Annotated in this window: 21 protein-coding genes and 1 pseudogene (1 of these 22 cut by a window edge); 21 read left to right on the top strand and 1 reads right to left on the bottom strand. The window is 75.7% G+C overall.

The window, feature by feature from the left end; all coding sequences use genetic code 11:
* Nucleotides 1-46: 46 nt before the first annotated feature.
* From ilvN to serA, 4 genes are all read left to right on the top strand, one after another.
* Complete coding sequence (gene ilvN, locus ITJ85_RS09595; protein ID WP_217912878.1) at nt 47-532, top strand: acetolactate synthase small subunit; 486 nt, start codon at nt 47-49, stop codon at nt 530-532.
* Nucleotides 533-605: 73 nt separating this feature from the next.
* Nucleotides 606-1,595 (top strand): ketol-acid reductoisomerase, encoded by a 990-nt coding sequence (ilvC, locus tag ITJ85_RS09590; protein ID WP_281412181.1) that lies wholly within the window; start codon nt 606-608, stop codon nt 1,593-1,595.
* Nucleotide 1,596: 1 nt separating this feature from the next.
* Nucleotides 1,597-2,790 (top strand): pyridoxal-phosphate-dependent aminotransferase family protein, encoded by a 1,194-nt coding sequence (locus ITJ85_RS09585; protein ID WP_217912876.1) that lies wholly within the window; start codon nt 1,597-1,599, stop codon nt 2,788-2,790.
* Nucleotides 2,790-4,394 carry a phosphoglycerate dehydrogenase gene (gene serA / locus ITJ85_RS09580; RefSeq protein ID WP_217912875.1) on the top strand — a complete coding sequence of 535 codons (1,605 nt, stop codon included), beginning with the start codon at nt 2,790-2,792 and terminating at the stop codon, nt 4,392-4,394. Before ITJ85_RS09585 ends, serA begins: the two co-directional genes overlap by 1 nt.
* A 74-nt stretch (nt 4,395-4,468) precedes the next feature.
* Here the strand turns inward: serA and ITJ85_RS09575 are convergent, their stop codons facing one another.
* Complete coding sequence (locus tag ITJ85_RS09575; RefSeq protein WP_217912874.1) at nt 4,469-5,254, bottom strand: hypothetical protein; 786 nt, start codon at nt 5,252-5,254, stop codon at nt 4,469-4,471.
* Between the two features lie 235 nt (nt 5,255-5,489).
* Between ITJ85_RS09575 and ITJ85_RS09570 the strand changes: the two genes are divergently transcribed.
* The 17 genes and pseudogenes from ITJ85_RS09570 to tyrS form a co-directional block, all read left to right on the top strand.
* On the top strand, nt 5,490-7,076 hold the full coding sequence (locus ITJ85_RS09570; protein ID WP_217912873.1) for a 2-isopropylmalate synthase: 1,587 nt from the start codon (nt 5,490-5,492) through the stop codon (nt 7,074-7,076).
* Complete coding sequence (gene leuC / locus ITJ85_RS09565) at nt 7,076-8,497, top strand: 3-isopropylmalate dehydratase large subunit (protein ID WP_217912872.1); 1,422 nt, start codon at nt 7,076-7,078, stop codon at nt 8,495-8,497. Before ITJ85_RS09570 ends, leuC begins: the two co-directional genes overlap by 1 nt.
* The gene (leuD, locus tag ITJ85_RS09560) at nt 8,497-9,096 is read left to right on the top strand and encodes a 3-isopropylmalate dehydratase small subunit (protein WP_217912871.1); all 600 of its coding nucleotides are present in this window, start codon (nt 8,497-8,499) and stop codon (nt 9,094-9,096) included. Before leuC ends, leuD begins: the two co-directional genes overlap by 1 nt.
* Nucleotides 9,097-10,175: 1,079 nt before the next feature.
* Nucleotides 10,176-10,574, top strand: a complete 399-nt coding sequence (locus tag ITJ85_RS09555) for a cupin domain-containing protein (RefSeq protein WP_217912870.1) — start codon at nt 10,176-10,178, stop codon at nt 10,572-10,574.
* 27 nt (nt 10,575-10,601) lie between these two features.
* Nucleotides 10,602-11,591, top strand: a complete 990-nt coding sequence (locus ITJ85_RS09550; RefSeq protein WP_246496390.1) for a zinc-binding alcohol dehydrogenase family protein — start codon at nt 10,602-10,604, stop codon at nt 11,589-11,591.
* Nucleotides 11,592-11,714: 123 nt separating this feature from the next.
* Complete coding sequence (locus ITJ85_RS09545) at nt 11,715-12,095, top strand: response regulator transcription factor (protein ID WP_217912868.1); 381 nt, start codon at nt 11,715-11,717, stop codon at nt 12,093-12,095.
* 1 nt (nt 12,096) lies between these two features.
* On the top strand, nt 12,097-13,146 hold the full coding sequence (locus ITJ85_RS09540; RefSeq protein WP_217912867.1) for a HEAT repeat domain-containing protein: 1,050 nt from the start codon (nt 12,097-12,099) through the stop codon (nt 13,144-13,146).
* An 8-nt stretch (nt 13,147-13,154) separates the two neighbouring features.
* Nucleotides 13,155-14,606 carry a glycosyltransferase family 2 protein gene (locus ITJ85_RS09535; RefSeq protein ID WP_217912866.1) on the top strand — a complete coding sequence of 484 codons (1,452 nt, stop codon included), beginning with the start codon at nt 13,155-13,157 and terminating at the stop codon, nt 14,604-14,606.
* Nucleotides 14,603-17,347 carry an ATP-binding protein gene (locus ITJ85_RS09530; protein WP_217912865.1) on the top strand — a complete coding sequence of 915 codons (2,745 nt, stop codon included), beginning with the start codon at nt 14,603-14,605 and terminating at the stop codon, nt 17,345-17,347. The genes ITJ85_RS09535 and ITJ85_RS09530 overlap by 4 nt, the downstream gene beginning before the upstream one ends.
* A 41-nt stretch (nt 17,348-17,388) precedes the next feature.
* Nucleotides 17,389-18,444 (top strand): 3-isopropylmalate dehydrogenase, encoded by a 1,056-nt coding sequence (gene leuB, locus ITJ85_RS09525; protein WP_217912864.1) that lies wholly within the window; start codon nt 17,389-17,391, stop codon nt 18,442-18,444.
* A 4-nt stretch (nt 18,445-18,448) separates the two neighbouring features.
* The gene (locus ITJ85_RS09520; protein ID WP_217912863.1) at nt 18,449-18,964 is read left to right on the top strand and encodes a MaoC family dehydratase; all 516 of its coding nucleotides are present in this window, start codon (nt 18,449-18,451) and stop codon (nt 18,962-18,964) included.
* A gap of 62 nt (nt 18,965-19,026) precedes the next feature.
* On the top strand, nt 19,027-19,956 hold the full coding sequence (locus tag ITJ85_RS09515; RefSeq protein ID WP_246496236.1) for a branched-chain amino acid transaminase: 930 nt from the start codon (nt 19,027-19,029) through the stop codon (nt 19,954-19,956).
* A gap of 11 nt (nt 19,957-19,967) precedes the next feature.
* The gene (gene cimA, locus ITJ85_RS09510; RefSeq protein ID WP_217912862.1) at nt 19,968-21,560 is read left to right on the top strand and encodes a citramalate synthase; all 1,593 of its coding nucleotides are present in this window, start codon (nt 19,968-19,970) and stop codon (nt 21,558-21,560) included.
* Nucleotides 21,557-22,711, top strand: coding sequence for a DegT/DnrJ/EryC1/StrS family aminotransferase (locus ITJ85_RS09505; protein ID WP_217912861.1), 1,155 nt, complete (start codon nt 21,557-21,559; stop codon nt 22,709-22,711). The genes cimA and ITJ85_RS09505 overlap by 4 nt, the downstream gene beginning before the upstream one ends.
* Complete coding sequence (gene argH, locus ITJ85_RS09500) at nt 22,708-24,090, top strand: argininosuccinate lyase (protein ID WP_217912860.1); 1,383 nt, start codon at nt 22,708-22,710, stop codon at nt 24,088-24,090. The genes ITJ85_RS09505 and argH overlap by 4 nt, the downstream gene beginning before the upstream one ends.
* Nucleotides 24,087-24,688 (top strand): annotated as a pseudogene (locus tag ITJ85_RS17520) (DNA-3-methyladenine glycosylase). Before argH ends, ITJ85_RS17520 begins: the two are co-directional and overlap by 4 nt.
* Nucleotides 24,685-24,860, top strand: partial view of a tyrosine--tRNA ligase gene (gene tyrS, locus ITJ85_RS09485; RefSeq protein WP_217912857.1) — the 5' end (the start) only. Its footprint extends 973 nt past the window's final position; 176 of the gene's 1,149 nt are visible here — the first part of the coding sequence; it begins with the start codon at nt 24,685-24,687; its stop codon lies off the right edge, out of view. Before ITJ85_RS17520 ends, tyrS begins: the two are co-directional and overlap by 4 nt.

Below are 24,860 nucleotides of genomic sequence, written 5' to 3'. Positions count from 1 at the left end.
GGCGGGCGCCCCGGCCCGGGGGGCCCGTCGGGTATGCTGCCCGCCCGTGAAGCACACCCTCTCCGTCCTGGTCGAGAACAAGCCGGGCGTCCTCTCGCGTGTCGCGGGCCTGTTCACCCGCCGCGGCTACAACATCGACTCGCTGGCCGTGAGCCCGACCGAGGACGCCGACCGGTCGCGCATGACGATCACCGTCGACACGAGCCGCTTCCCCGTCGAGCAGATGACGAAGCAGCTCGACAAGCTCGTCAACGTGATCAAGATCCGGGACATGGACCCGGAGAACACGGTCTCGCGCGAGCTCGCGCTGATGAAGGTGAAGGCCGACGCGAGCACGCGCAGCGAGGTGATCCAGCTCGTCGAGATCTTCGAGGCGCAGATCCTCGACGTGACCCCCGAGTCGCTGACGATCCAGGTGACGGGGGAGACCGATCAGCTCCTCAACTTCGAGCAGCTCGTGCGCCCGTTCGGGCTCATCGAGCTGGTCAAGACCGGTGTGGTCGCCCTCGGGCGCGGCCCGTCGGTCACCTAGCCCCGAGCGCCCACGCTCCGCCGGGCGCCCGGCATCCGGCCCATCCCAAGCACCCGGAGTCCGCACCGTGCCGATGTTCTATGACGACGACGCCGATCTCGACCTGCTGAGCGGCAGGACCGTGGCCGTGATCGGCTACGGCAGCCAGGGCCACGCCCACGCGCTCAACCTGCGCGACTCGGGGGTGTCGGTGGTGGTGGGCCTGCGGCCCGACTCGTCGTCGGTGGCCGCGGCCCGCGAGGAGGGGCTCGAGGTGCTGCCGCCGGCCGAGGCGGCCGCGAAGGGCGACCTCGTCATGATCCTCACGCTGGACGAGCTGCAGGCGCAGATCTTCCGCGACGAGATCCGCCCCGGCCTCAACGCCGGCGACACGCTGCTGTTCGCGCACGGCTTCGCCATCCACTTCGGCCAGGTCGTGCCGCCGGAGGGCGTCGACGTGGTGATGTGCGCCCCGAAGGGCCCCGGCCACCTCGTGCGCCGCACCTACGCCGAGGGCGCCGGCACCCCGGGCCTCGTGGCCGTGGCCCAGGACGCGAGCGGCCGCGCGATGCAGACCGCGCTCGCCTACGCGAAGGGCATCGGCTGCACCCGGGCGGGCGTCATCCAGACCACGTTCGCCGAGGAGACCGAGACCGACCTGTTCGGCGAGCAGGTGGTGCTGTGCGGCGGCCTCTCCGAGCTGGTGCGCGCGGGCTTCGACACGCTGACCGAGGCCGGGTACAACCCCGACCTCGCGTACTTCGAGTGCCTGCACGAGCTCAAGCTGATCGTCGACCTGATGTACGAGAAGGGCATCTCGGGGATGCGCTACTCGATCTCGAACACCGCCGAGTACGGCGACCTGACGCGCGGCCGGCGCATCATCACCGACGAGACCCGCGCCGAGATGCGGCGCATCCTGAGCGAGATCCAGACCGGCCAGTTCGCGAAGGAGTGGCTCACCGAGAACCAGGTCGGCCGCCCGCAGTTCACCGCCCTCGAGCGACGCGACGCCGAGCACCCGGTCGAGGAGGTCGGCAAGCGCCTGCGCGGGATGATGTCCTGGATCGACACGGAGTTCTGAGATGACCGCCGCGACATCCGCCCCCGTCGGCGCGCCGGCGACCGTCGGGAACCTCAAGCGCACCCTGATGGTGCCGGGGCCCACCGCCCTGCCCCCCGAGGTCGTCGAGGCCGGGGCGCGCCCGATCCTCTACTCGCGCTCGCCCGAGTTCGTCGCCGTCTGGGAGGACGTCGTGCGGCGGCTCGGCACGGTCTTCCAGACCGAGGGCGACGTGCTCGTCTTCGGGGCGTCGGGCACCGGGGCGATGTCGTCGGCCGTCGCCAACCTCGCCGCCCGCGGCGAGAAGGTGCTGGTGGCCTCGTGCGGCAACTTCGGCGACCGCTGGGCCAAGATCTGCGCCGACGAGGGCGTCGAGGCCACCCTGCTCGAGTTCGAGTGGGGGACGCCGGTCGACCCGGCCGCCGTGGCCGAGGCCCTCGAGCGCGAGCCGGGGATCGAGGTCGTCTTCACCACCCAGAGCGAGACCTCGACCGGCGTGGTCAACGACCTGCCCGCGCTGCGCGCCGCCGTGGGCGACCGCATCCTGGTGGCCGACGCCGTGTCCGGCCTCGGCGTGGTGGACCTGCCGATGGACCGCTGGGGCGTCGACGTGGTCGTCTCCGGGTCGCAGAAGGGGCTCATGACGCCCCCCGGCCTGGCCTTCGTCGCGGCCAACGAGCGCGCCATCGCCCGCTCGGCCGGCCTCGGCCCGGGCGGCTTCTACCTCGACTGGGAGCGCACCCGCAAGGGCGGCTCGCGCAGCCCGTTCACCCCGCCGGTCACGCTCGTCTGCCAGCTGCAGGCCGCGCTCGAGCTGATCGACGCCGAGGGGCTGCAGAACGTGTTCGCCCGCCACCGGGTGCTCGGCCGCATGTGCCGGGCGGCGGTCAAGGCGATGGGCCTCGAGCTGCTCGGGCCCGAGAACCCCGAGGCCAACGTGGTCACCGCGTTCCGCGTGCCCGAGGGGGTCGACGGCAAGGCGATCCCCGCCGGGATGAAGGCGCGCTTCGGCATCACGATCGCCGGCGGCCAGGGCAAGCTGTCGGGCCGGATCGCCCGCATCGGCCACTGCGGCTACTACGACTACCGCGACATCGTCACCACGATCGGCGCGCTCGAGATCGTGCTGGACGGCCTCGGCCACCCGGTCGAGCTCGGGGCCGGCCTGCGCGCGGCGCAGGGCGTCGCGAGCGAGGCGCTCGGGGCGGCCGCCTGATGGGCACGCTGGCGCGCGCCGACCTGCGGGTGCTCGTCTGCGAGCGCATCGCCGACGCCGGGGTCGAGCACCTCTCCAACCTGTTCTCGGTCGACCTCGGCCTGGACTGGTCGAAGGAGGAGCTCGAGGAGCGCATCGGCGCGTACGACGCGATCGTGGTGCGCAGCGCGACGAAGGTCACCGGCGACCTCATCGCGCGCGCCGAGCGCCTGAAGGTGGTCGGCCGGGCCGGGACCGGGGTCGACAACGTCGACGTGCCCGCCGCCACCCGGCGCGGCATCGTGGTCTGCAACGCCGCGGGCTCCAACGCCCTGTCGGCGGCCGAGCACGCCATCGCGCTGATGCTCGCCCAGGCGCGGAACATCCCCCAGGCGCACTCGAGCCTCGTGGCCGGCAGGTGGGAGCGCTCGCGCTTCGGCGGCATCGAGGTGACCGGCAAGACGCTCGGCGTGCTCGGCTTCGGCCGCATCGGCCAGATGGTCGCGGAGCGGGCGAAGGGCCTCGGCATGCACGTGGTCGCGTACGACCCGCTCGTCGCCGAGGGCCGCTACCGCGAGCTGGGCGTCGACAAGGCCGACACCCCGGCCGACCTCTACGCCGTCGCCGACTTCGTCACCCTGCACCTGGCCTCGACGCCGGAGACCCGGGGCTTCGTCGACGCCGCGGCGTTCGCCGCCATGAAGCCGGGCGCCCGCCTGATCAACGCCGCGCGCGGCGACGTGGTGGACCAGGACGCCCTCGTCGAGGCGCTCAGGAGCGGGCACCTCGGGGGCGCCGGCATCGACGTCTTCCCGAAGGAGCCGACGGTCGAGAGCCCGCTGTTCGGGCTGCCGGGCGTGGTGGTGACGCCGCACCTCGGCGCCTCCACCGAGGAGGCCCAGGACCGCGCCGGCATCGTCGTGGCCGAGCAGGTGGCGGCGGCGCTCACCGGCGGGGTGGTCACCTCCGCGGTGAACATCCCGGCCGTCGGCCCCGAGGCACTCGAGGTGCTCGGCCCCTTCCTGCCGCTCGCGAAGCTGCTCGGCCAGCTGCTGGCGGTGCTCGTCGGCGGCCCGGCCCCCGTCGAGATCTCCTACGAGGGCCAGCTCGCCAGCCTCGACACCCGCCTGCTCACCTCCGCGGTGCTCGAGGGCGTGCTGCACGGCCGCATCGAGGAGCCGGTCAACGTGGTCAACGCCACGAGCCTCGCCGAGGAGCGCGGCATCGAGTGGTCGGAGATCACGATCCCGCGGGCCCGCGACTACACCAACCGCCTCTCGCTGCGGGCGGGCGACGTCGCGATCAGCGGCACGACCGTCGGCACCGCGGCGCGGCCGCGCCTGGTGGAGGCGTTCGGCCAGGACATCGACATCGAGCTCGCCCCGCACATCGGCCTCTTCCGCTACCTCGACATCCCCGGCCAGATCGGCCGGGTCGGCACCATCCTGGGCCTCGCCCACGTGAACATCGCCTCCATGGCGGTGTCGCGCTCGCGGGCCGAGGGGCTCGCCGTGATGGCGGTGACCGTCGACTCGCCGGTCCCGCCGGAGACCGTGCGGGCCATCCAGCACGTCGAGGGCTTCGACAGGGTGTGGTTCGCCGCCCTGGAGGTCGACTCGGCCTAGCGGGGCCGGCCCGGCGATCGACCGGGCCGGCGGTCCGCGGGCGCCCCGCCCCCCGCGGCGGGGCGCCCGGCGACCTACGGCGTGAGCACCACCGGCACCTGCACGAGGCAGTCCAGGGAGCCGTCCTTCGCCGAGGTCGACCACGCCTCGAGCATCGCCCGCTGCTCGGCCGGCAGGCTGTGCGGCAGCGGCCCGCCCCAGCGGCCGGGCGTGCGGTAGCCCGAGAAGTCCGGCAGGAACACCCCGCCGACCGCGGTGCGCGGGCGGAGCGAGATCGTGGACCCGCCGGCGCCCTCGGCGCGCAGGGACGTCACGACGGTGTGCTCGAAGAGCGGCTCGAGCTCCAGGCCGCGCACCCGGGGCGCCGCCCCGCCCCGCCACGACACGAGGCGCAGGCAGCCGTCGTCCAGCCGCTGGGCCGCGCGGGCGGTGGTGGCGCGCCACAGGTCGATCACCAGGCGGTCGCGCGAGCCGGGCACGCGGTACGACACGAACTTGAAGCGGCCGGGGGCCGCGTCGAGCAGCACGACCAGGTTGCCCGGCCGCCCGCGCACCCGCACCCGGACGCCGTCGCGGGTGGCCTCGCCGGCGGTCGTGCGGATGCCGGCCGCGTTGATCCGCACCACGGCGCGGCCGTCGGCGGGGGAGGGGTCGAGCGCGTCGACCTGCCGCTCCAGGCCGCTCAGCGTGCCGCCGTCGACGGCGACGACGGCCCGCGCGACGGACGCGTTGCCCGAGAGCGTGACGTCGGTCGCCCGCAGGGCGCCCACGGCGGCCGTCGGGAGGGCCAGGCCGGCGGCCAGCGCCGCGCCGGCGAGCAGCGGCGCGAGGCGGCGGGGGCGTGAGGGGGCGCTGCGCATGGCGCGAGCCTGCGCCCTCGCCGGCGGTCGTGTCAATGGCCGCGTTTGCCGGGCGGGCGCCGGAGGGGCTATCCTGCCCCGCATGCTCGTGGACGCCGCGCACATCACCATCTCCCGGTCGCGCGGCCTCCTGGGGCTTCGTGGGCTCCTCCCCCGGTAGGGGGAGCTTGCCGACACCCACGCCCGGATGCGCCGGGCCACGAATCCCTCGAAGCCCTCGTGAGGAGACCCTTCCGTGACCGCCGACGAGCAGACCGCAGCACCGCAGGACCCCGCGAAGCGAATCACCTTCTTCGACACCACCCTCCGGGACGGTGAGCAGGCCCCCGGGATCACCCTCAACACCCGGGAGAAGGTCGAGATCGCGCACCAGCTCGCGCGCCTCGGCGTGGATGTGATCGAGGCGGGCTTCCCGATCTCGTCACCGGGCGACTTCGAGGGCGTGCGCGCCGTCGCGGCCGAGGTGCCGGGCGTGATCGTGGCCGGGCTCGCGCGCGCCAACCCGCGCGACGTCACCACCGCCGGGGAGGCCGTGCGCGACGCCGAGCGGCCGCGCATCCACACCTTCATCGCCACGAGCGACATCCACCTCACGTACAAGCTCAAGATGAGCCGCGAGCAGGTGCTGACCGCCGCCACGGAGGCCGTGCGGCTGGCCCGCTCGATCGTGGACGACGTGGAGTTCTCCTGCGAGGACGCCACCCGCTCCGAGCCGGCCTTCGTCGCCGAGGTCGTGGGCGCGGCCATCGCCGAGGGGGCGGGGACGATCAACATCCCCGACACGGTCGGCTACACCACGCCCACCGAGTTCCAGGGCTTCCTGCTCGAGCTCTACGACCGCTGCCCCGAGCTGCGCGGCGTGGTGCTCTCCGTGCACTGCCACGACGACCTGGGGCTGGCCGTGGCCAACTCGCTGGCGGGCGTCCAGGTGGGCGCGCGCCAGGTGGAGGGCTGCATCAACGGCATCGGCGAGCGCGCCGGCAACGCCTCGCTGGAGGAGCTGGCCATGATCCTGCGCACCCGGGCCGACGCGCTCGGCGGCCTGTGGTCGGGCCTCACCACCACCGAGATCACGCGCACCAGCCGGATGGTCAGCCGCATGACCGGCTACGTCGTGCAGCCCAACAAGGCGATCGTGGGCCGCAACGCGTTCGCCCACGAGGCCGGCATCCACCAGCACGGCGTGCTCAGCAACCCGCTGACCTACGAGATCATGGACTACGCCTCGGTGGGGCTCGCCCAGAGCGAGATCGTGCTCGGCAAGCACTCCGGCCGCCACGCGCTGCGCAACGCGCTCGTGGAGATGGGCTACGAGCTCGACAGGGACGAGCTCGACCAGGCCTTCGCGCGCTTCAAGGACCTCGCCGACCGCAAGGGCCGCATCTCGGCTGCCGACCTCGAGGCGATCGTCGGCGACGAGATGCGGGTGGAGGGCGCCGCCGACGGGCTCGCGCTGGATGAGCTGCACTTCGCCGGCGGGACCGGCGGCACCCCGCACGCCCGCGTGGTGGTGCGCGAGGCCGACGGCTCGCGGCGCGAGGCAGAGGCCGACGGCGACGGGCCGGTCGACGCGTTGATGAAGGCGATCGACCGCGCGGCGGGCACCGAGGGCACGCTGCTGGAGTACGCGGTCTCGGCCGTGACGGGCGGCAAGGACGCCCTCGGCGAGGCGCGGGTGGTCTGCGAGATCGACGGGCGGCGGTTCGCCGGCCAGGGGGTCTCGACCGATGTGTTGGAGGCGAGCGCGACGGCATACGTCCGCGCGGTGAACGCCAGCCGCCACGCCGAGCACGGCGAGCGGGTCGCGACGGGAGGAGTGTGATGGGGAGGACCCTGTTCCAGAAGGTCTGGGACGCCCACCAGGTGCGGGCGGCCGACGCAACCGGTCCGGCGATCCTGTTCGTCGACCTGCACCTGGTGCACGAGGTCACCTCGCCGCAGGCCTTCGACGGCCTGCGCCTGGCCGGGCGCAGGGTGCGCCGGCCGGACCGCACGCTGGCGACCGTCGACCACAACGTGCCCACGATCGGGCGCGAGGCCGGCATCGCCGACCCGCTCTCGCGGGCGCAGATCGAGGCGCTGGAGCGCAACTGCGCCGAGTTCGGCGTGCCGCTCTTCTCCATCCGCAGCAACCGGCAGGGGATCGTGCACATCATCGGCCCGGAGCTCGGGGTCACCCAGCCCGGCATGACGATCGTCTGCGGCGACAGCCACACGTCCACCCACGGGGCGTTCGGCGCGCTGGCGTTCGGCATCGGCACCAGCGAGGTCGAGCACGTGCTCGCCACGCAGACCCTCACCCAGGCGCCGCCGCGCACGATGCGCATCAACATCGAGGGCGACGCCGGCGTGGGCGTGGGCGCCAAGGACCTGATCCTCGGCACCATCGGCCAGATCGGCGTGGCCGGGGCGCAGGGCCACGTCATCGAGTACGCGGGCTCCGCGATCCGCGCGCTCTCGATGGAGGGCCGCATGACGGTCTGCAACATGTCGATCGAGGGCGGCGGCCGCGCGGGCATGATCGCCCCCGACGAGACCACCTTCGCCTGGCTCGAGGGCCGGCCCGGCGCACCGCGCGACTTCGCGGCGGCCGTCGAGCGCTGGCGCGAGCTGCCGAGCGACTGGGACGCCCGCTTCGACCGCGAGGTGCACGTCGACGCCGCGTCCCTCGCGCCCCAGGTCACCTGGGGCACGACGCCCGGCATGGTCGCGCCGATCACCGGACGCGTCCCCACGCCGGAGGAGTACGACGACCCGGCCGACCGTGAGGGCGTGCGCCGCGCGCTCGACTACATGGGCCTGCGGGGCGGCGAGGCGATGGAGGACATCGCCCTCGACACCGTCTTCATCGGCTCCTGCACCAACGGCCGCCTCGCCGACCTGCGCGCCGCCGCCGAGGTGCTGCGCGGCCACAAGGTGCGCGAGGGACTGCGGGCGATCGTGGTGCCGGGCTCGATGCAGGTGAAGGCCGAGGCCGAGGCCGAGGGCCTCGACCGGGTCTTCACCGAGGCGGGCTTCGAGTGGCGCGACGCCGGCTGCTCCATGTGCCTCGCGATGAACGACGACGTGCTCCAGCCGGGCGAGCGCTGCGCCTCCACGAGCAACCGCAACTTTGAGGGGCGCCAGGGCAAGGGTGGCCGCACCCACCTCGTCAGCCCGCCGATGGCCGCCGCCGCGGCGATCACCGGCCACCTGGTGGACGTGCGCTCGTTCAGCCCCGAGGCCGTCGAGGCGGTGGCCTGATGGAGCCGTTCCGCAAGGTCGAGGGCGTCGTCTGCCCGCTGGACCGGGCCGACGTCGACACCGACCAGATCATCCCCAAGCAGTTCCTGAAGCGCATCGAGCGCACCGGCTTCGGCGAGTTCCTGTTCTGGGACTGGCGGGGCGAGGAGGGCTTCCCGCTCGACCGCCCGGAGTACGCCGGCGCGCCGATCCTGGTGGCGGGGCGCAACTTCGGCTGCGGCTCGTCGCGCGAGCACGCCCCCTGGGCGCTCGAGGACTTCGGCTTCCGGGCCGTGATCGCCCCGAGCTTCGCCGACATCTTCCGCACCAACTGCACGAAGATCGGCCTGCTCCCGGTGCAGCTGCCGGAGGACCAGGTGCGCGCGCTCATGGAGCAGGCCGAGGGCGAGCCGGGCGCCACGGCGACCGTCGACCTCGAGCGGCTGGTGGTCGTCGCCGCCGACGGGCGCGAGTTCCCGTTCGAGATCGACCCCGTCGTGCGCGAGCGGCTCCTCAACGGCTGGGACGACATCGCCCTCACGCTGGCGCACGAGGACGACATCGCGGCCTACGAGCGCGACCACGAGCGCGAGGGCCCCGTCACGACCCCCTTCGCGTAGGGACTCCGCCCGGGCTGCGTCGGGCTGAGTCGCGCCCCTGGCGCGCGGCGGCGAGCCATGGGGCTCCGCCCAGGCCGCCCGGCTCCGCCGGGCGGCCTGGGCTGCGTCGAAGCGAGGAACGCTTGCTGGCGCGCCGGCCGAATCGGCTCCGGCCTGGCGGCCGGGGCGCGCCATTCCGGCAATGTGCCCCCCAACCGCGCGGCTCCGTCGACGCTGACGCGCCGCCGGGGCGCGCCGCGCGGCGAACCGGTCGCGATCCGTCCCGGACGACCTGATCGAACTTCGACGTGGTCGTAGACACGACCGCCGAAGGCGGGAGCGTGCACAAACCGGCCACGAGCGCGCCGGGCACACCCCACGCGCACCACGGACGCTCACGTCGGTGGGGTTTCCGGCGCCCGCCCCGCCGAAGGCGGTGCGCCGGTGTGCAAATCGCCCCGGCCAGGGGCGATTTGCCGCGTGACCCGGCCCGAAAGAGGCCGGGTCCCCGCGTGAGGGGCACGGCCGTCGACAACGTGCCCAGCGCGAGCCGGCCCGCGAGGGCCGGATCCCGCCCGCGCAGAGGATCGGCCCCAGCCGAATCCGCACCGCGACCACCCGCCCAGCGCGAGCCGGCCCGCCAGGGCCGGGTCCCGCCCGCGCTCAGGATCGGCCCCAGCCGACCCGGTCCGTCGACGACCTCGTCACAGGAGGGGCCGGGTCCCGCCCGCGCCATGAATCGTCCCCAGCCGAGCCCGTCTCTCGACGACGTCGTCAACGCAGGGCCGGATCCGCCCGCGCCATGAATCGGCCCCAGCCGACCCCCGCTGTCTGGACGGGCTCGCCGAGGACGGCCCGCAGGGCCGGGTCCCGCCCCGCACAATGGATCCGCCCCGGCCGACCCCGTCAGCCGGCGACCTCGCCGGGGGGCGCCCCACGACCACCCCGTCCGCTGACGACCTGGCCGCGGACGGGGTGGTCGAGGACGGCCCAGCACCACCCGGCCCACGACCACCCGCCCAGCGACCGGCCGGCCCGGCGACGGGGGCCGCCGCACCGCGAGGCGCCAGAGCGTCGGGCGACCCCGCTAGGTTGGGGGCATGGCCGACTACACGCACGTCAACCTGCGCCGCGACGTCCCGGACATGGCCGCGATGAACGGCATGGAGGGGATGGACGCGCGCTTCCCGACCCGCGACCTGGGGCTCAGCGCGGCGGCGATCAGCCTCCACCGCCTGGAGCCGGGGGTCCGCCAGCCCTTCGGCCACCGGCACGCCTCCCAGGAGGAGGTCTACGTGGTGGTGGAGGGCTCCGGCCGCGTGAAGCTGGATGAGGAGGTCGTCGAGCTCGCGACCTGGGACGCCGTCCGGGTGCCGCCGCGCACGTGGCGCTGCTTCGAGGCGGGGCCCGGCGGCATCGCGTTCGTCGCGGTCGGCGCCCCCCAGATGGACGACCCCCACGCCGGCTCCGAGATGGCGCCCGGCTGGTGGAGCGACTGATCGGCTGAGGGGCCCGCGGTGCTGGCCATGCTGCTCGCCCGGCCGGGGCCCGCGACGGGGGAGGGCCCGCTGGAGGCGGTCGAGCTGCCGGAGCCCGCGCCGGGGCCCGGCGAGCTGGTCCTGGCGGTGGAGGCCTGCGCGGTCTGCCGCACCGATCTGCAGCTCGCCGAGGGCGACCTGGCGCCGCGCCGCCTGCCCGTCGTGCCGGGGCACCAGGCGGTCGGGAGGGTGGCGGCGGTCGGCCCTGACGCGCCGGGCTGGCGCGAGGGCGACCGCGCGGGCGCGTACTGGCTGTGGCGCTCCTGCGGCCGCTGCGCGCGCTGCCGCGCCGGCCGGGAGAACCTCTGCGAGCGCGCCGAGTTCACCGGCTGGGACCGCGACGGCGGCTTCGCGGAGCGCCTCGTGGTGCGCGCCGACACGGCGGCCCGGCTGCCGGACGACGTCGACCCGGTCGCGACCGCGCCGCTGCTGTGCGGCGGGGTCATCGGCCACCGCTCCCTGCGGGTGAGCGGGATCCGGCCGGGCGGCCGCCTGGGGCTGTTCGGCTTCGGGGCCTCGGCGCTGTGCGCGATCCAGGTCGCCGTCCACATGGGGTGCGAGGTGCACGTGCGCACGCGCTCGCCGCGTGAGCAGGCGCGCGCGCTCGAGCTCGGGGCGGCCTCGGCCGGCGGCTACGACGACCCGGCGCGGCCGCTCGACGCCGCCGTGACGTTCGCCCCCGCCGGCGACGTGGTGGTCGCGGCGCTGCGGGCCCTCGACCGCGGCGGCACGGTGGCGGTCAACGCCATCCACCTCGACCGCGTGCCGGAGTTCCCGTACGAGCTGCTCTGGTGGGAGCGCTCCCTGCGGAGCGTCGCCAACGTCACCCGCGCCGACGCCGCGGCGTTCCTCGCGCTGGCGCACGAGATCCCCGTGCGGACGCGGTTCGAGACCCACCCGCTGACCGCCGCCAACGCCGCCCTCGCGCGGCTGCGCTCGGGCGAGGTGGACGGCGCCGCGGTGCTCGTGGTCGCCTGAGAACCGGGGGCGGCGGATCCGCGGCCCCCGCGCGTAAAGGAACGCGCCGGCCGATCCGAGAGCGGGGGCGAGCCGGCGGGAGGGGTCCGCCGACGGACCACGCGAGACCGGAGAGGTGGACACATGGCCCGCATCCTCGTCGTCGAAGACGACCCCGACATCGCCGAGCTGATCGCCTTCAAGCTCGAGCGCGAGGGGCACGTGGTGCGCGCCGAGGCCGACGGCCGGGCGGGCCTGGCGGCGGCGCTCGCCGAGCCGCCCGATCTGGTGCTGCTCGACTGGATGATGCCGCGCATGAGCGGCCTCGAGGTCTGCCAGGAGCTGCGGGCCGACCCGCGGGGCGAGCGGATGCCGGTCATCTTCCTCACCGCGAAGGCGCAGGAGGCCGACGTCCAGCGCGGCTTCGCCATGGGGGCCGATGACTTCATCCCCAAGCCGTTCTCGCCGCGCGAGCTCGCGAGCCGCGTCGGCGCCGTGCTCGCCCGCTCGATGGTCCTGGGCTGACGTGACCGCGGTCACCGAGCCGGGCGCGGCCCTCGTCGCCCTGACGGCGGCGGCCGTCCTGCTGCTCGCCGCGGCGGCCGTCCGCAAGGCGCTCCGCGACGCCGCGGGTCGCCGCCGCCTGGCGCGGGCGGCGCAGGCGCGCCCCGCCGTGCTGCGCATGGTGGCCGGCGCCGCCGGCGCCGGCGGCGCGCCCGGCGACCGGCGGGCCCGCCGCGCCGTGCGCGAGGCCGCGACCGGCCTCCTGCCCAAGCTGCGCGGCGACGACCGCCGCTGCCTGGTGGCGCTGCTCGAGTCGCAGGGCGCGATCGAGCGCGCGCTGCGCCGCACCCGCCGGCCCGGCGCCGTGGGCCGGGCCCGCGCCGCCGAGCTGCTCGGCGCCGCGGCGATCGACCGGGCGCTGCCCGACCTGCTGCGGCTGCTCGGCGACCGCGACCCCGGCGTGCGCGCCGCCGCCGCCCGGGCGGCCGGCAGGCTGGCCGACCCGCACGCCGCCGCGCCGCTGCTCGCCACGCTCGACGCGCGCCGGCCGGTGCCCGCCAGCGTCGTGTCGATGGCGCTGGCCCGTCTCGGGGTGCCCGCGGTGGGCCCGCTGCGGGCGGCTCTCGCGTCGCCCTCGACGGCCGCCCGCGTGACCGCCGCCGAGCTGCTCGGCGTGCTGGAGGCGGTGCCCGCGGTCGGCGAGCTGACCCGGGCCCTGGTCGAGGACCGCTCGCCCGAGGTGCGCGTGCGGGCCGCCGGCGCGCTCGGCCGCATCGGCTCGCCCCGCGCCGTCGCCGCGCTCACCGGCTGCCTGTCGTCCGCCTCGCCGGAGCGCCTCCGCGCCGCGGCCGCCGACGCCCTCGCGGCGACCGGCGCGGCGTCGGCCGACGCCGCGCTCGCCGACGCCCTGCGCGACGGGCCGCACCGGGTGGCCCGCGCGGCCGCCACCGCGCTGGCGGCCGGCGGCGACGCGGCGCGCGCCCTGCTCGCCGGCATCGCCGACGCGGCCGGGCCCGGGGCGCCGGAGGCCCGCGAGGCGCTGGCCGCCGCGCCCGCCGGGGCCGCACGATGACCGGGGCGGTGCGCGAGGCCCTCGGGGCCGTGGACGGGCTGGTGCTCGTCTACTTCCTGCTGCTGAACGGCGTGCAGCTGCTGCTGATCGGGCTGGCCGGCACGGACCTCGCCCGCGCCACGCGGCGGGCCTCGGTCGCCGGCCACGAGGACGTCTTCGCCAACCCGCTCACCCCCGGCGTCTCGGTGGTCGTCCCCGCGTTCGACGAGGAGGCCACGATCGTCGAGGCGGTGCGGGGGCTGCTCGACCTGCGCTATCCGCTCCACGAGGTGATCGTCGTGGACGACGGCTCGACCGACGGCACCTTCGGCCGCCTGGCCGCCGCCTTCGACCTCGTCCCGGTCGAGCGGGTGATCCCGGCAGACGTGCCGACGATCGGCAGGGTGCAGTCCGTGCACGCGCCGCGGCGCGGCGGCGACCTCGTCGTGGTGCGCAAGGAGAACGCCGGCCGGCGTTCCGACCCGGTCAACGTCGGCATCAACGCCGCCCGGCACGAGCTGGTGTGCGCGGTCGACGGCGACTCGGTGCTGGACGACGGCGCGCTGCTGCGCATCGCGCGGCCCTTCATCGACGACCCCGACCGCGTCGTGGCCACCGGCGGCACGATCCGTGCGGCGAACGGCTGCGTCGTGGAGCGCGGGCGCGTCCTGGCGCCCCGCATGCCGCGCGGCTGGGCGGCGCGCATCCAGGTGGTGGAGTACCTGCGCGCCTTCCTGCTCGGGCGCACCGGCTGGTCGCGGCTCGGGGGGCTGCTGATCATCTCCGGCGCGTTCGGCCTCTTCCGGCGCGACGTGCTCGTGGCGGTGGGCGGCTACGACCGCCGCACCGTCGGCGAGGACGCCGAGCTCGTGGCCCGCATCCACCGGCGCATGCGCGAGGCCGGCCGCGACCATCGCGTCGTGTTCGTGCCCGAGCCGGTGTGCTGGACGGAGGTCCCGAAGGACCTCGGCGCGCTGGCGCGCCAGCGCCGCCGCTGGTCGCGCGGGCTCGCCGAGGTGCTCTGGGCCCACCGCGCCATGATGCTCAACCCGCGCCACGGGACGGTCGGCGTGCTCGCGCTGCCCTACTTCCTGGTCTTCGAGCTGCTGACGCCGGTCGTCGAGCTTGCCGGGCTCCTCGCCGTCGGCGCCGGGCTGGCGGCCGGCGTCGTCTCGCCGGCGGACGCCGGGCTCGTCGCCCTGGCGGCGGTCGGGCTGGGCGTGCTCGTCTCGGTGGCGGCCGCGGTGTCGGAGGAGTTCAGCTTCCACCGGTACGGCCGCTGGCGCGACCTGGCCGCCTACCTCGCCGCGGCGGTGCTCGAGAACCTCGGCTTCCGCCAGCTCCACGCGCTGTGGCGCCTGCAGGGGCTCGTCGCCTTCCTGCGCCGGCGGCCGGCCGTGTGGGGGCCGATGACCCGGGCCGGGTTCGCGGTCGCGCCGTCCGAGGCGCCGGCCGCCGCGGCGGCCGGCGAGGCCCGGTGACCCGCCTGCCCCCGCGCCCGCGCGGCGCGACGGTGCTCGGGGTGGCGGGCTTCGCGCTCGCCTACTTCGTGGTCGCCCGCCTGGGGCTCGTGCTCGTGTCCGAGGGGTCGCGGGTCGCCGTGATCTGGCCCGCCAGCGGGCTCCTGATGGCTGCGGCGGCGCTCACCGCGCCCCGGCTCTGGCCGGCCCTCGCGGGGGCGGCGGCCGCGGGGAGCTTCGCGGCGCAGTCGTCCGTGCGCGACGACGCGCCGATGGACACCGCGCTCGCGCTCGTCAACGCCGGCGGGCCCCTGCTCGCGGCGGCGGTGCTGCTGTGGACCCTGCGGCGCCCGCCGCCCGTGGGGCTCGACTCGGTGCGCGGGGCCGCCGGGCTGGTGGCCGCGGCGATCGCCGGCACGGTCCCGGCGGCGGTCGCCGGCGCGGCCGTCCTCGCGGTGGGCGCCGGCGCCCCGCCCGCGACGGCGGCCGTCCAGTGGTGGTGCTCGGACGGGCTCGGCGTGCTCGCGGTGGCGCCGGTCGTGCTGTCGCTCGCGGGCGTCGGCGGCCGGCGGGCCATCGACCGCCCCGACGTCGCCTGGGTCGCCGTCACGGCGGCGGCCGCGGTCGTCGCCTTCGCGGTCGCGCCGGGCGAGGTCGTCTACTTCTCGTTCTCCTACGCCGTGCTCCCGGTGCTGCTGTGGACGGCCATCCGGGTGGGTCCGCGTGGCCGCGGCATGGCGATGCTGGCGCTGGCCGGCATCGCCTCGCTCGCCACGCTCAACGGCCGCGGCCCCTTCGCGCGCGCCGACCTCGGCGCCATCGAGCGCGTCCAGGCGCTGCAGGGCTTCCTCGCCGTGGCGGCGGTGCTCGTCCTGGTGCTGGGCGCCGTGATGACGGAGCGCCGGCTGGCCGAGGCCCGACTGGCGGCGACGAGCGACCGGCTCGAGGACGTGCTCCGCGGGGCCACCGAGTTCGCGGTCGTTGGCACCGACGCCGACGGGCTCGTCACCGTGTTCAACGCCGGCGCGGAGCGCATGCTCGGTTACGCCCCGGAGGCCGTCGTCGGCCGCCTCACGCCCGCCGCGTTCCACGAGCCCGGCGAGCTGGAGGGGCGCGCCCGCGAGCTCGGGGTGGCGGCCGGCTTCGGGACGCTCGTGGTCCTCGCCCGGCGCGGCGCGGCCGACACCGGGGCGTGGACGTACGTGCGCGCCGACGGCTCGACCCTGCGCGCCGCCGTCACCGTCACGCCCCAGACCGACCGATCCGGTGCGCTGGTGGGCTTCCTCGTCATCGCCCGCGACGTCACCGAAAGCGAGCGCGCGGAGGCCGAGCGCGCCGCCCTCGTGCGGGTGTCGCGCGACGTCGCCGCCGGCGCCGGGCCGGCCGCCGTCGCCGCCGCCGTGGCACGCGAGGTCGCGGGCCTGTACGAGGGGGCCGGCGCGGTGGTGGTGCGCGGCGCGGCCGAGCGCGTGGGCGCGTGGGGCGACGCGCCGGCCGGCGGCGCCCCCGCCGCGACGGCGCCGGTGCTGGTGGACGGACGGCGCTGGGGCCGCCTGGATCTGCTCACCCGGCCGGGGGGCGCGCCCGTCGAGGGCGCCGGCGCCGGCCTGGTGCGCTTCGCGTCGCTCGTGGGCCTGGCCGTGAGCCGCAGCGAGAGCCGGGCGGCGCTCGAGCGGCGCAGCGCCGAGCTCTCGACCATCCTCGACGGGCTGCCGGCGATCGTCTGGGTCACCGACCCGGAGGGCCGCTTCGTGCTGGTCAACAGCGCCTTCGATGGGCTGGTCGGGCCGCGCTGCGTGGGCCGCACCGTGCACGAGGTGCTGCCGCCGGAGTTCGCCGACGGCGAGGACCGCCGCCGCGCCGAGGCGATCGCCTCCGGCCGCCCGGTGCGCCACGAGGAGACGCTGACCGACCCGTCGGGGCGCGAGCGCGCCCTGCTCGTCGCCCGGTCGCCGATCCTCGACCGCGACGGCCGCGCCTACGCGGTCTGCTCGATCGCCACCGACATCAGCGAGCGGCGCGAGGTGGAGCGGGTGAAGGACGAGTTCGTCTCCGTGGTGAGCCACGAGCTGCGCACGCCGCTCACCTCCGTGCGCGGCGCGCTCGCGATCCTCGACGAGGAGGGCGACGACCTGCCGCCGGCCCAGCGCGACCGCATGCTGCGCATCGCCGCCTCCAACAGCGAGCGGCTCGCCGAGCTGGTCGACGACATCCTCGACATCGAGCGCATCGCCTCGGGCCGCGACGTGCTGGCGCCCGCGCCGTGCGACGCGGGCGAGCTCGCGGTGGAGGCGGCGGACGCCATGCGCGCGATGGCCGACCGCGCCGGCATGGCGATCGATGCGGCGCCCGAGGCCTGCCCGCTGGTCACCGACGCGGGCAAGGTGCAGCAGGTGCTGCGCAACTACATCGCCAACGCGGTGAAGTTCTCGCCCGAGGGCAGCCGCATCCGGGTGGCGGTGGTGCGGACCGACGCCGAGGTGCGCTTCGTGGTCGCCGACGAGGGCCGCGGCATCCCGGCCGAGATGATCGAGCGGGTGTTCGAGCGCTTCCAGCAGGTCGACTCCTCCGACGCCCGCCGGGTGGGCGGCACGGGGCTGGGCCTCGCGATCTGCCGGCAGATCGCGGGGCAGCTCGGCGGCCGCGTCTGGGCCGAGAGCCGGGAGGGCGCCGGCAGCCGCTTCTGGCTCGCCGTGCCGGCGCCGCGGCCGCGCGCCGCCGCCCCGCGGCACGCCCGGGCCGGGAGCGCCGCGCCGGCCTGAGGTAGCCTCCGCCGGTCCGCAGGTCGATCGAGGGGGCTCGTGTGCCGGAGGTGTCTGTAGCGCTGCTGCCGGGGGACGGCATCGGCCCGGAGGTGGTCGCGGAGGCGCGGCGGGTGGTGGACGCCATCGCGCCGGACCACGGCCTGTCCATCGGCTGGCACGAGCACCTGGTCGGCGGCGCGTCGATCGACGCGCACGGCACCGCCCTCACCGACGACGTGCTGGAGGCCTGCGCCGGCTCGGACGCCGTCCTGCTCGGCGCCGTCGGCGGGCCGAACTGGGACACCACCGACCCGGACGAGCCGCGGCCGGAGCAGGGCCTGCTCGGGCTGCGCTCGGGCCTGGGCCTGTTCGCCAACCTGCGCCCGGTGCGCCCCTGGCCGGCCCTCTACGAGGCCAGCCCGCTGCGGCGCGAGCGCATCGAGGGCACCGACCTGCTGGTGGTGCGCGAGCTGACCGGCGGCCTCTACTTCGGCGAGCGCGGCCGCGAGCCCGACCGGGCCTTCGACACCTGCGTCTACACCCGCGAGGAGGTGCGCCGGCTGGCCGAGTGGGGCTTCCGGGCCGCCGCCGGGCGGCGGGGGAGGGTGACCTCGGTCGACAAGGCCAACGTGCTGGAGACCTCGCGCCTCTGGCGCGAGGAGGTCGTGCGGGTGGCCGAGGGGCACCCCGGGGTGGCGCTCGAGCACATGCTGGTCGACAACGCCGCGATGCAGCTCGTCAGCCGCCCGGCCGACTTCGACGTGATCATCACCGAGAACCTGTTCGGCGACGTGCTCTCGGACGAGGCCGCGATGATCACCGGCTCCATCGGGATGCTGCCGTCGGCCAGCCTGGCGGCCGGCTCGCTGGGGCTCTACGAGCCGGTGCACGGCTCCGCGCCCGACATCGCCGGCCGCGGCGTCGCCAACCCGGTGGCCACGGTGCTGTCGGCGGCGATGATGCTGCGCTACTCGCTGGGCGCGCCGGAGGCGGCCGACCGCCTGGAGGGCGCGGTCGACGCCGTGCTCGGCGCCGGCCACCGCACGCCCGACCTGGGCGGCGCGCTCGGCACGCGCGAGGTGGGCGACCTCATCCTGGCGCAGCTCGCGGGGTAGGACCGTGGCGGAGGTCCCCGGCTGGGAGGGGCGCTGGTTCGAGGACTTCGTCGTCGGCGACGTCTACGTGCACCGCCTGGGCCGGACCGTCCTGCCGGTCGACAACGCCTGGTTCACCCTGCTCACGCAGAACACCGCCCCGATCCACGTCGACCGCCACTACGCGGCCGGCACCGAGTGGGGCCGGCCGCTGGTGGACTCCACGTTCACGCTGGCCCTCGTGACCGGCCAGAGCGTGCCGGACGTCTCGCAGAACGTGATGGCGAACCTCGGCTGGGACGAGGTGCGCCTGCCGGCCCCCGTCTTCGAGGGCGACACGATCTACTCGGAGAGCGAGGTGCTGGCCGTCCGCCCCTCGCGGTCGCGGCCGGAGGTGGGGATCGTCACCGTGCGGACGACCGGCAGCAACCAGGACGGCGTCGTGGTCATCACCTTCACCCGCACGCTGATGGTCTACCGGCGCGGCCACGGCCCGGCCGGCCGCCGTCCGCGCCCCCAGCCGGGTGGCCCGGCCCGGTAACCTTGTGCGATCGGCCGGTCCCACGGGGGGCGCCGGCCGCCGTCGCCGAGGGGATCATCAGCATGCAGGAAGCCGAGAAGATCTGGATGAACGGGGAGCTGGTCGACTGGCCGGACGCGCGCGTGCACGTCCTGTCGCACGGCCTGCACTACGGCACGACGGTCTTCGAGGGCATCCGCGCGTACGACGCCGAGGGCGGCACCGCGGTCTTCCGCCTCGACGACCACCTGGCCCGCCTGGAGCGCTCGGCGGCGATGTACCACATGCCCGTGCCGTACACGCGCGAGGAGATGCGCGCGGCGGTGCACGCGGTGCTCGCGGCCAACGGCCTCGGGGCCTGCTACATCCGGCCGATCGTGCTGCGGGGCTACGGCACGATGGGGCTGTTCCCGCTCGAGGCGCCGGTCGACGTGGCCGTGGCCGCCTGGCAGTGGGGCGCCTACCTCGGCGAGGACGGCCTGCGCACCGGCATCCGGGCGAAGATCTCGAGCTGGCGGCGCATCGGCACCAACACGATCCCGGCCACCGCGAAGGCCGGCGGCCAGTACCTCAACTCGATCCTCGCCAAGATCGAGACCCACAAGGCGGGCTACCAGGAGGCGATCCTGCTCAACGAGGCCGGCTACGTGGCCGACGGCTCGGGCGAGAACCTGTTCATCGTCCGCGACGGCGTCCTCATCACCCCGCCGGTGCAGGCGTCGATCCTCGAGGGGATCACCCGCGCGAGCATCATCACCCTGGCCGCCGACGAGGGCATCCCGGTGCTGGAGCGCGAGGTCGCCCGCGCCGAGCTCTACACGGCCGACGAGGTCTTCATCACCGGCACCGCGGCCGAGGTCTGCCCGGTGATCGAGGTCGACGACCACGCGCTCGGCACCCCCGGGCCGGTCACGCGCCGCCTGCAGAACCGGTTCTTCGCCGCGACCGAGGGGCGCGACCCCCGGTCCGGGGAGTGGCTCGACCACGTCGGCGCCCCGGCGCCGACCGTGTGACGCGCGGGCGCATGGCCGAGCGGGTCCTCATCTACGACACCACGCTGCGCGACGGCATGCAGCGCGAGGGCCTGTCGCTGTCCGTGGGCGAGCAGCTGCAGGTGGCGCTGCACATCGCCGCGTTCGGAGTGGAGTACCTGGAGGCCGGCTTCCCGGCCAGCAACCCGAAGTACGGCGAGCTGTTCGGCCTGCTGGAGCGCGAGGACCTGGGGGACACCCGCCTGGCCGCCTTCGGCATGACGCGCCGGCGCGGCACGACCGCCGACGCCGACCCGGCGATGCGCGGCCTGGCCGAGAGCTTCGCCCCCGTGGTCACGATCGTCGGCAAGACGTGGGACCTGCACATCGAGAAGGTCACCCGGGTCACGCGCGAGGAGAACCTGCGCATGATCGAGGAGTCGGTGGCCTTCCTCGTGGGCCGGGGGAAGGAGGTGGTCTACGACGCCGAGCACTTCTTCGACGCGTACGCCGCCCACCCGGGCTACGCCCTCGACTGCCTGCGGGCCGCGGAGGCGGGCGGAGCGTCGTGGATCACGCCCTGCGACACCAACGGCGCCACCCTGCCGGGGCGCCTGGGCACGGTGGTGCGGGAGGTGCGCGCGGCGCTGCCGGGCGTGCGCCTCGGCATCCACACCCACAACGACGCCGAGTGCGGCGTGGCCACCAGCCTCGCCGCGGTCGACGAGGGCGCGCGCCTGGTGCAGGGCACCGTCAACGGCTACGGCGAGCGCTGCGGCAACGCCAACCTCTGCTCGATCATCCCGGCGCTGGCCTTCAAGATGGGCTACGAGGTGCTGGACGCCGACCGGCTCGCCGAGCTCACCGCGCTGAGCCACTTCGTCGCCGAGACGGCCAACCTGCAGCCCGACGCGTGGGCGCCGTACGTCGGCCGCAACGCGTTCGCCCACAAGGGCGGCATGCACCAGCAGGGCATGAACGCCGACGCCCGCACCTATGAGCACATCGACCCGGCCGCCGTCGGCAACGAGCGGCGGGTGCTGGTCTCCGAGCTCTCCGGCCGGGGCACGATCCTGGCCAAGTCGCGCGAGCTGGGCGTCGACCTCGAGGACGACCCCGAGCGCGTGCCGGCCATCCTCGCCCGACTCAAGGAGCTCGAGCACCGCGGCTACCACTTCGAGGTGGCCGACGGATCGTTCGAGCTGCTGCTGGAGCGCGAGACCGGCGTCTACGAGCCGCTCTTCACGCTCGAGAGCTTCCGCGTCATCACCGAGAAGCGCGCCGACGGCCGGGTGGAGACGGAGGCCACGGTCAAGCTCTTCCACGACGGCGAGCGGCTGGTGGCGACGGCCGAGGGCAACGGCCCGGTCAACGCGCTCGACGCGGCCCTGCGCCGCGCGCTCGAGCCGCGCGTGCCGGAGCTGCGCGAGATCGGCCTCGTCAACTTCAAGGTGCGCATCCTCGACGAGGCGAAGGGCACCGGCGCGGCCACCCGCGTGCTGCTCGACTCGAGCGACGGCCACGAGACCTGGGGCGCGATCGGGGTGAGCGAGAACGTGATCGAGGCCTCCTGGGAGGCCCTCCTCGACAGCCTCGAGCACGGCGTCCGCCGGGTCGCGCGGGCACGGGCGACGGCAGCCGGGTGAGCGGGGCGCCGGAGCGCATCCCGCTCGCCAGGCCCGTCATCGGCGAGCGCGAGCGGGAGCTCGTGGACGAGGTGCTGCGCTCGGGCCAGCTCTCGTTGGGCCCGATGGTGCCGCGCTTCGAGCGCATGTGGGCCGAGCGCGCGGGCACGCGGCACGCGGTCGCCGTCTCGAGCGGCACGGCCGGGCTGCACCTGTGCCTGCACGCGCTGGGCCTGGGGCCGGGCGACGAGGTCATCACGTCGTCGTTCTCGTTCGTCGCCTCGGCCAACGCGATCGTCTTCACCGGCGCGACCCCGGTCTTCGCCGAGGTCGACCCGCTCACGTTCAACATGGACCCGGCGGCCGTCGAGGCGGCCATCACGCCGCGCACGAAGGCGATCCTCATCGTCGACATCTTCGGCTACCCCGCCGAGGTGCCCGCGCTGGTCGACATCGCCCGCCGCCACGGCCTGGGCGTGGTCGAGGACGCCTGCCAGTCCATCGACGGCGACCACGACGGCCGCAAGCTCGGCACCTTCGGCCACCCGGCGGTCTACGGCTTCTACGCCAACAAGCAGATGACCACGGCCGAGGGCGGCCTCGTGCTGACCGACGACGACGAGCTCGCCCGGGTGCTGTCCAGCCTGCGCAACCAGGGCCGCTCCGACGACGGCGCCTGGCTCGTCCACTCGCGGCTCGGCTTCAACTACCGACTCTCCGACGTCCACGCCGCGATCGGCGTGGCCCAGGTGGAGCGGCTCGACGACCTGCAGGCCGGCCGGGCCCGGGTGGCCGGCTGGTACCAGGAGCGGGTGCGCGCGATGGACGGCGTCACCCCCATGTACGAGGGCCCCCAGCGGCGCTCGTGGTTCGTCTACGCGCCGCGCCTCGAGCCCGACCTGGTGCGCGATGAGGTCATCGGCGACCTCGACGCGCTGGGCGTCTCGGCCAAGCCCTACCTGCCGTGCATCCACCTGCAGCCCTACTACCGGGCCGAGCACGGGCACGGCCCGGGCGAGTTCCCGGTCACCGAGGCGATCAGCGCCTCGACGATCGCGCTGCCGTTCTTCCCGGAGATGACCGAGGCGCAGGTCGACCGGGTCTGCGAGGCGCTCGCCGCGGTCGTGGCCGCGCGGCGCGCCGGCCGGCCGGGGGCGACGGCGAGGGCATGACGGGCGGCGGGCGCCTCTGGGGCGGCCGCTTCGGCGCGGGCTCGGCCGAGGCGTTCGACCGGCTCAACTCCTCGCTGGAGGTCGACCGGCGGCTGTGGCCGCAGGACCTCAGGGCCTCCCGCGCCCACGCGCGCATGCTCGGGGCGCAGGGGATCATCCCCGCGGAGGACGCCGCCGCGATCGACGACGGCCTCGAGCGCATCGCCGGCGAGCTGGAGCGGGGCGAGTTCCCGTTCGTCCCCGGCGACGAGGACATCCACACCGCCGTGGAGCGCCGGCTCACCGAGCTCGTCGGCGACGCCGGGCGGCGGCTGCACACGGCGCGCAGCCGCAACGACCAGGTCATCACCGACACGCTCCTGCATCTGCGCGAGCGCTGCGAGGCGCAGGCGGGCCTGCTCCGCGAGCTCGCCGAGGCGCTGCTCGCCCAGGCCGAGGCCCACGTCGACACGCTCCTGCCCGGCTACACCCACAGCCAGCGCGCCCAGCCGGTGCGGCTGGCGCACCACCTGCTCGCCTACGTCTGGATGCTCGACCGCGACCGCACCCGGCTGGGTCACGCGATCGCCGCGACGGCCGACTGCCCGCTCGGCTCGGGGGCCCTGTCGGGGGTCGGCTTCCCGATCGACCGCGAGATGACGGCGCGCGAGCTGGGCTTCGAGCGGCCCTCGCCCAACAGCCTCGACGCCGTCGGCAGCCGCGACGCGCTGATCGACTACCTGCACTTCGCCGCCCAGCTCGGCGTGCACCTCTCGCGCCTCGGCGCCGAGATCGTGGCATGGGCGGGCGACGAGGCCGGCTTCGTGGAGCTGAGCGACGCCTTCACCTCCGGCTCGTCGATGCTGCCCCAGAAGAAGAACCCCGACGCGGCCGAGCTGGCGCGGGCCAAGGCGCCGCGCCTGGCCGCCGACCTGGCGGGGCTGCTCGGCACGATGGCCGGCCTGCCGCTCGCCTACAACAAGGACCTGCAGGAGGACAAGGCGTACCTGTTCGACGCCCTCGACACGGTCGACCTGCTGCTGCCGGCCATGACCGGGATGCTCGCCGGCGCGACGTTCCGGGTCGACCGCATGCGGGCGGCGACCGAGGGCGGCTTCCTGGCGGCCACCGACCTGGCGGACCACCTGGTGCGCGCCGGCTGGCCGTTCCGCCGCGCCCACGAGGCCGTCGGGCGCCTGGTGCGGGCCTGCCTCGAGCGCGGGGTCGGGCTGGAGGACGCCGTCCCCGACGACGTGGCGGCGGCGGGCCTCGCCGACGTCGACATGCCGGAGCTCACGGCCGAGGCCTCGGTCGAGGCCAAGCGGGCGCCCGGCGGCACGGCGCGCGCGGCGGTGGCGGAGCAGCTGGCGGCGGCGCGGGCGCGGGTGGGCGCGTGGTGAGCGCCGCGCCGCCGGCCGCGCTCGGGGAGCGCCTCGGCGCCGCGTTCTTCGGCCGGCCGGTCGCCGAGGTGGCGCCCGCGCTGGTCGGCTGCGTGCTGCTGGTGGACGGCGTGGGCGGCACGATCGTCGAGACCGAGCGCTACCAGCAGGACGACCCCGCCTCGCACTCCTTCCGCGGCCCGCGTGGTCGGGCGGCGGTCATGTTCGGCCCGCCGGGCGACGTCTACGTCTACCGCTCCTACGCATCCACCACTGCATGAACCTGGTCTGCGAGGAGCCGGGGCGCGGGGCGGCGGTCCTGATCCGCGCGATCGCGCCCGAGATCGGCCTGGCCGCCATGCGCGCGCGGCGCGGCGTGCTGGACGACCGCCTGCTGGCCGCCGGGCCCGGCCGCCTCTGCGCGGCGCTCGGCGTCGACGCCGCGCTCGACGGCGCGTCGGCGGTCGGCCCCGGGTCGAGGGTCGCCGTGCACGCGCGCACCGCCCCGGTCGAGGTGGCCGCCGGCCCGCGGATCGGCATCTCGAAGGCGGTCGAGCGGCCGTGGCGCTTCTGCCTGGCCGGCTCGCCGTACCTGTCGCGGCCCCTCCCGCGCGCATGAGCGGCCTGGGCGAGCGCGCGGTCGACCTCGTCCCGCCCGGCGGGCTCGAGGCCAAGCTGGCCCTCGGCCGGCCGCTGCGGGTCAAGTTCGGCGTCGACCCCACGGCCCCCGACATCCATCTCGGGCACGCCGTCCCGCTGGTCAAGCTGCGCGAGTTCCAGGACGCGGGCCA

Source organism: Miltoncostaea marina (genome assembly GCF_018141525.1).
In the GTDB taxonomy this organism is placed as follows: Bacteria; Actinomycetota; Thermoleophilia; order Miltoncostaeales; family Miltoncostaeaceae; genus Miltoncostaea; species Miltoncostaea marina.
Note: the sequence above shows the minus strand (reverse complement) of the source record. Positions and strands in the feature narration are given on the sequence as shown.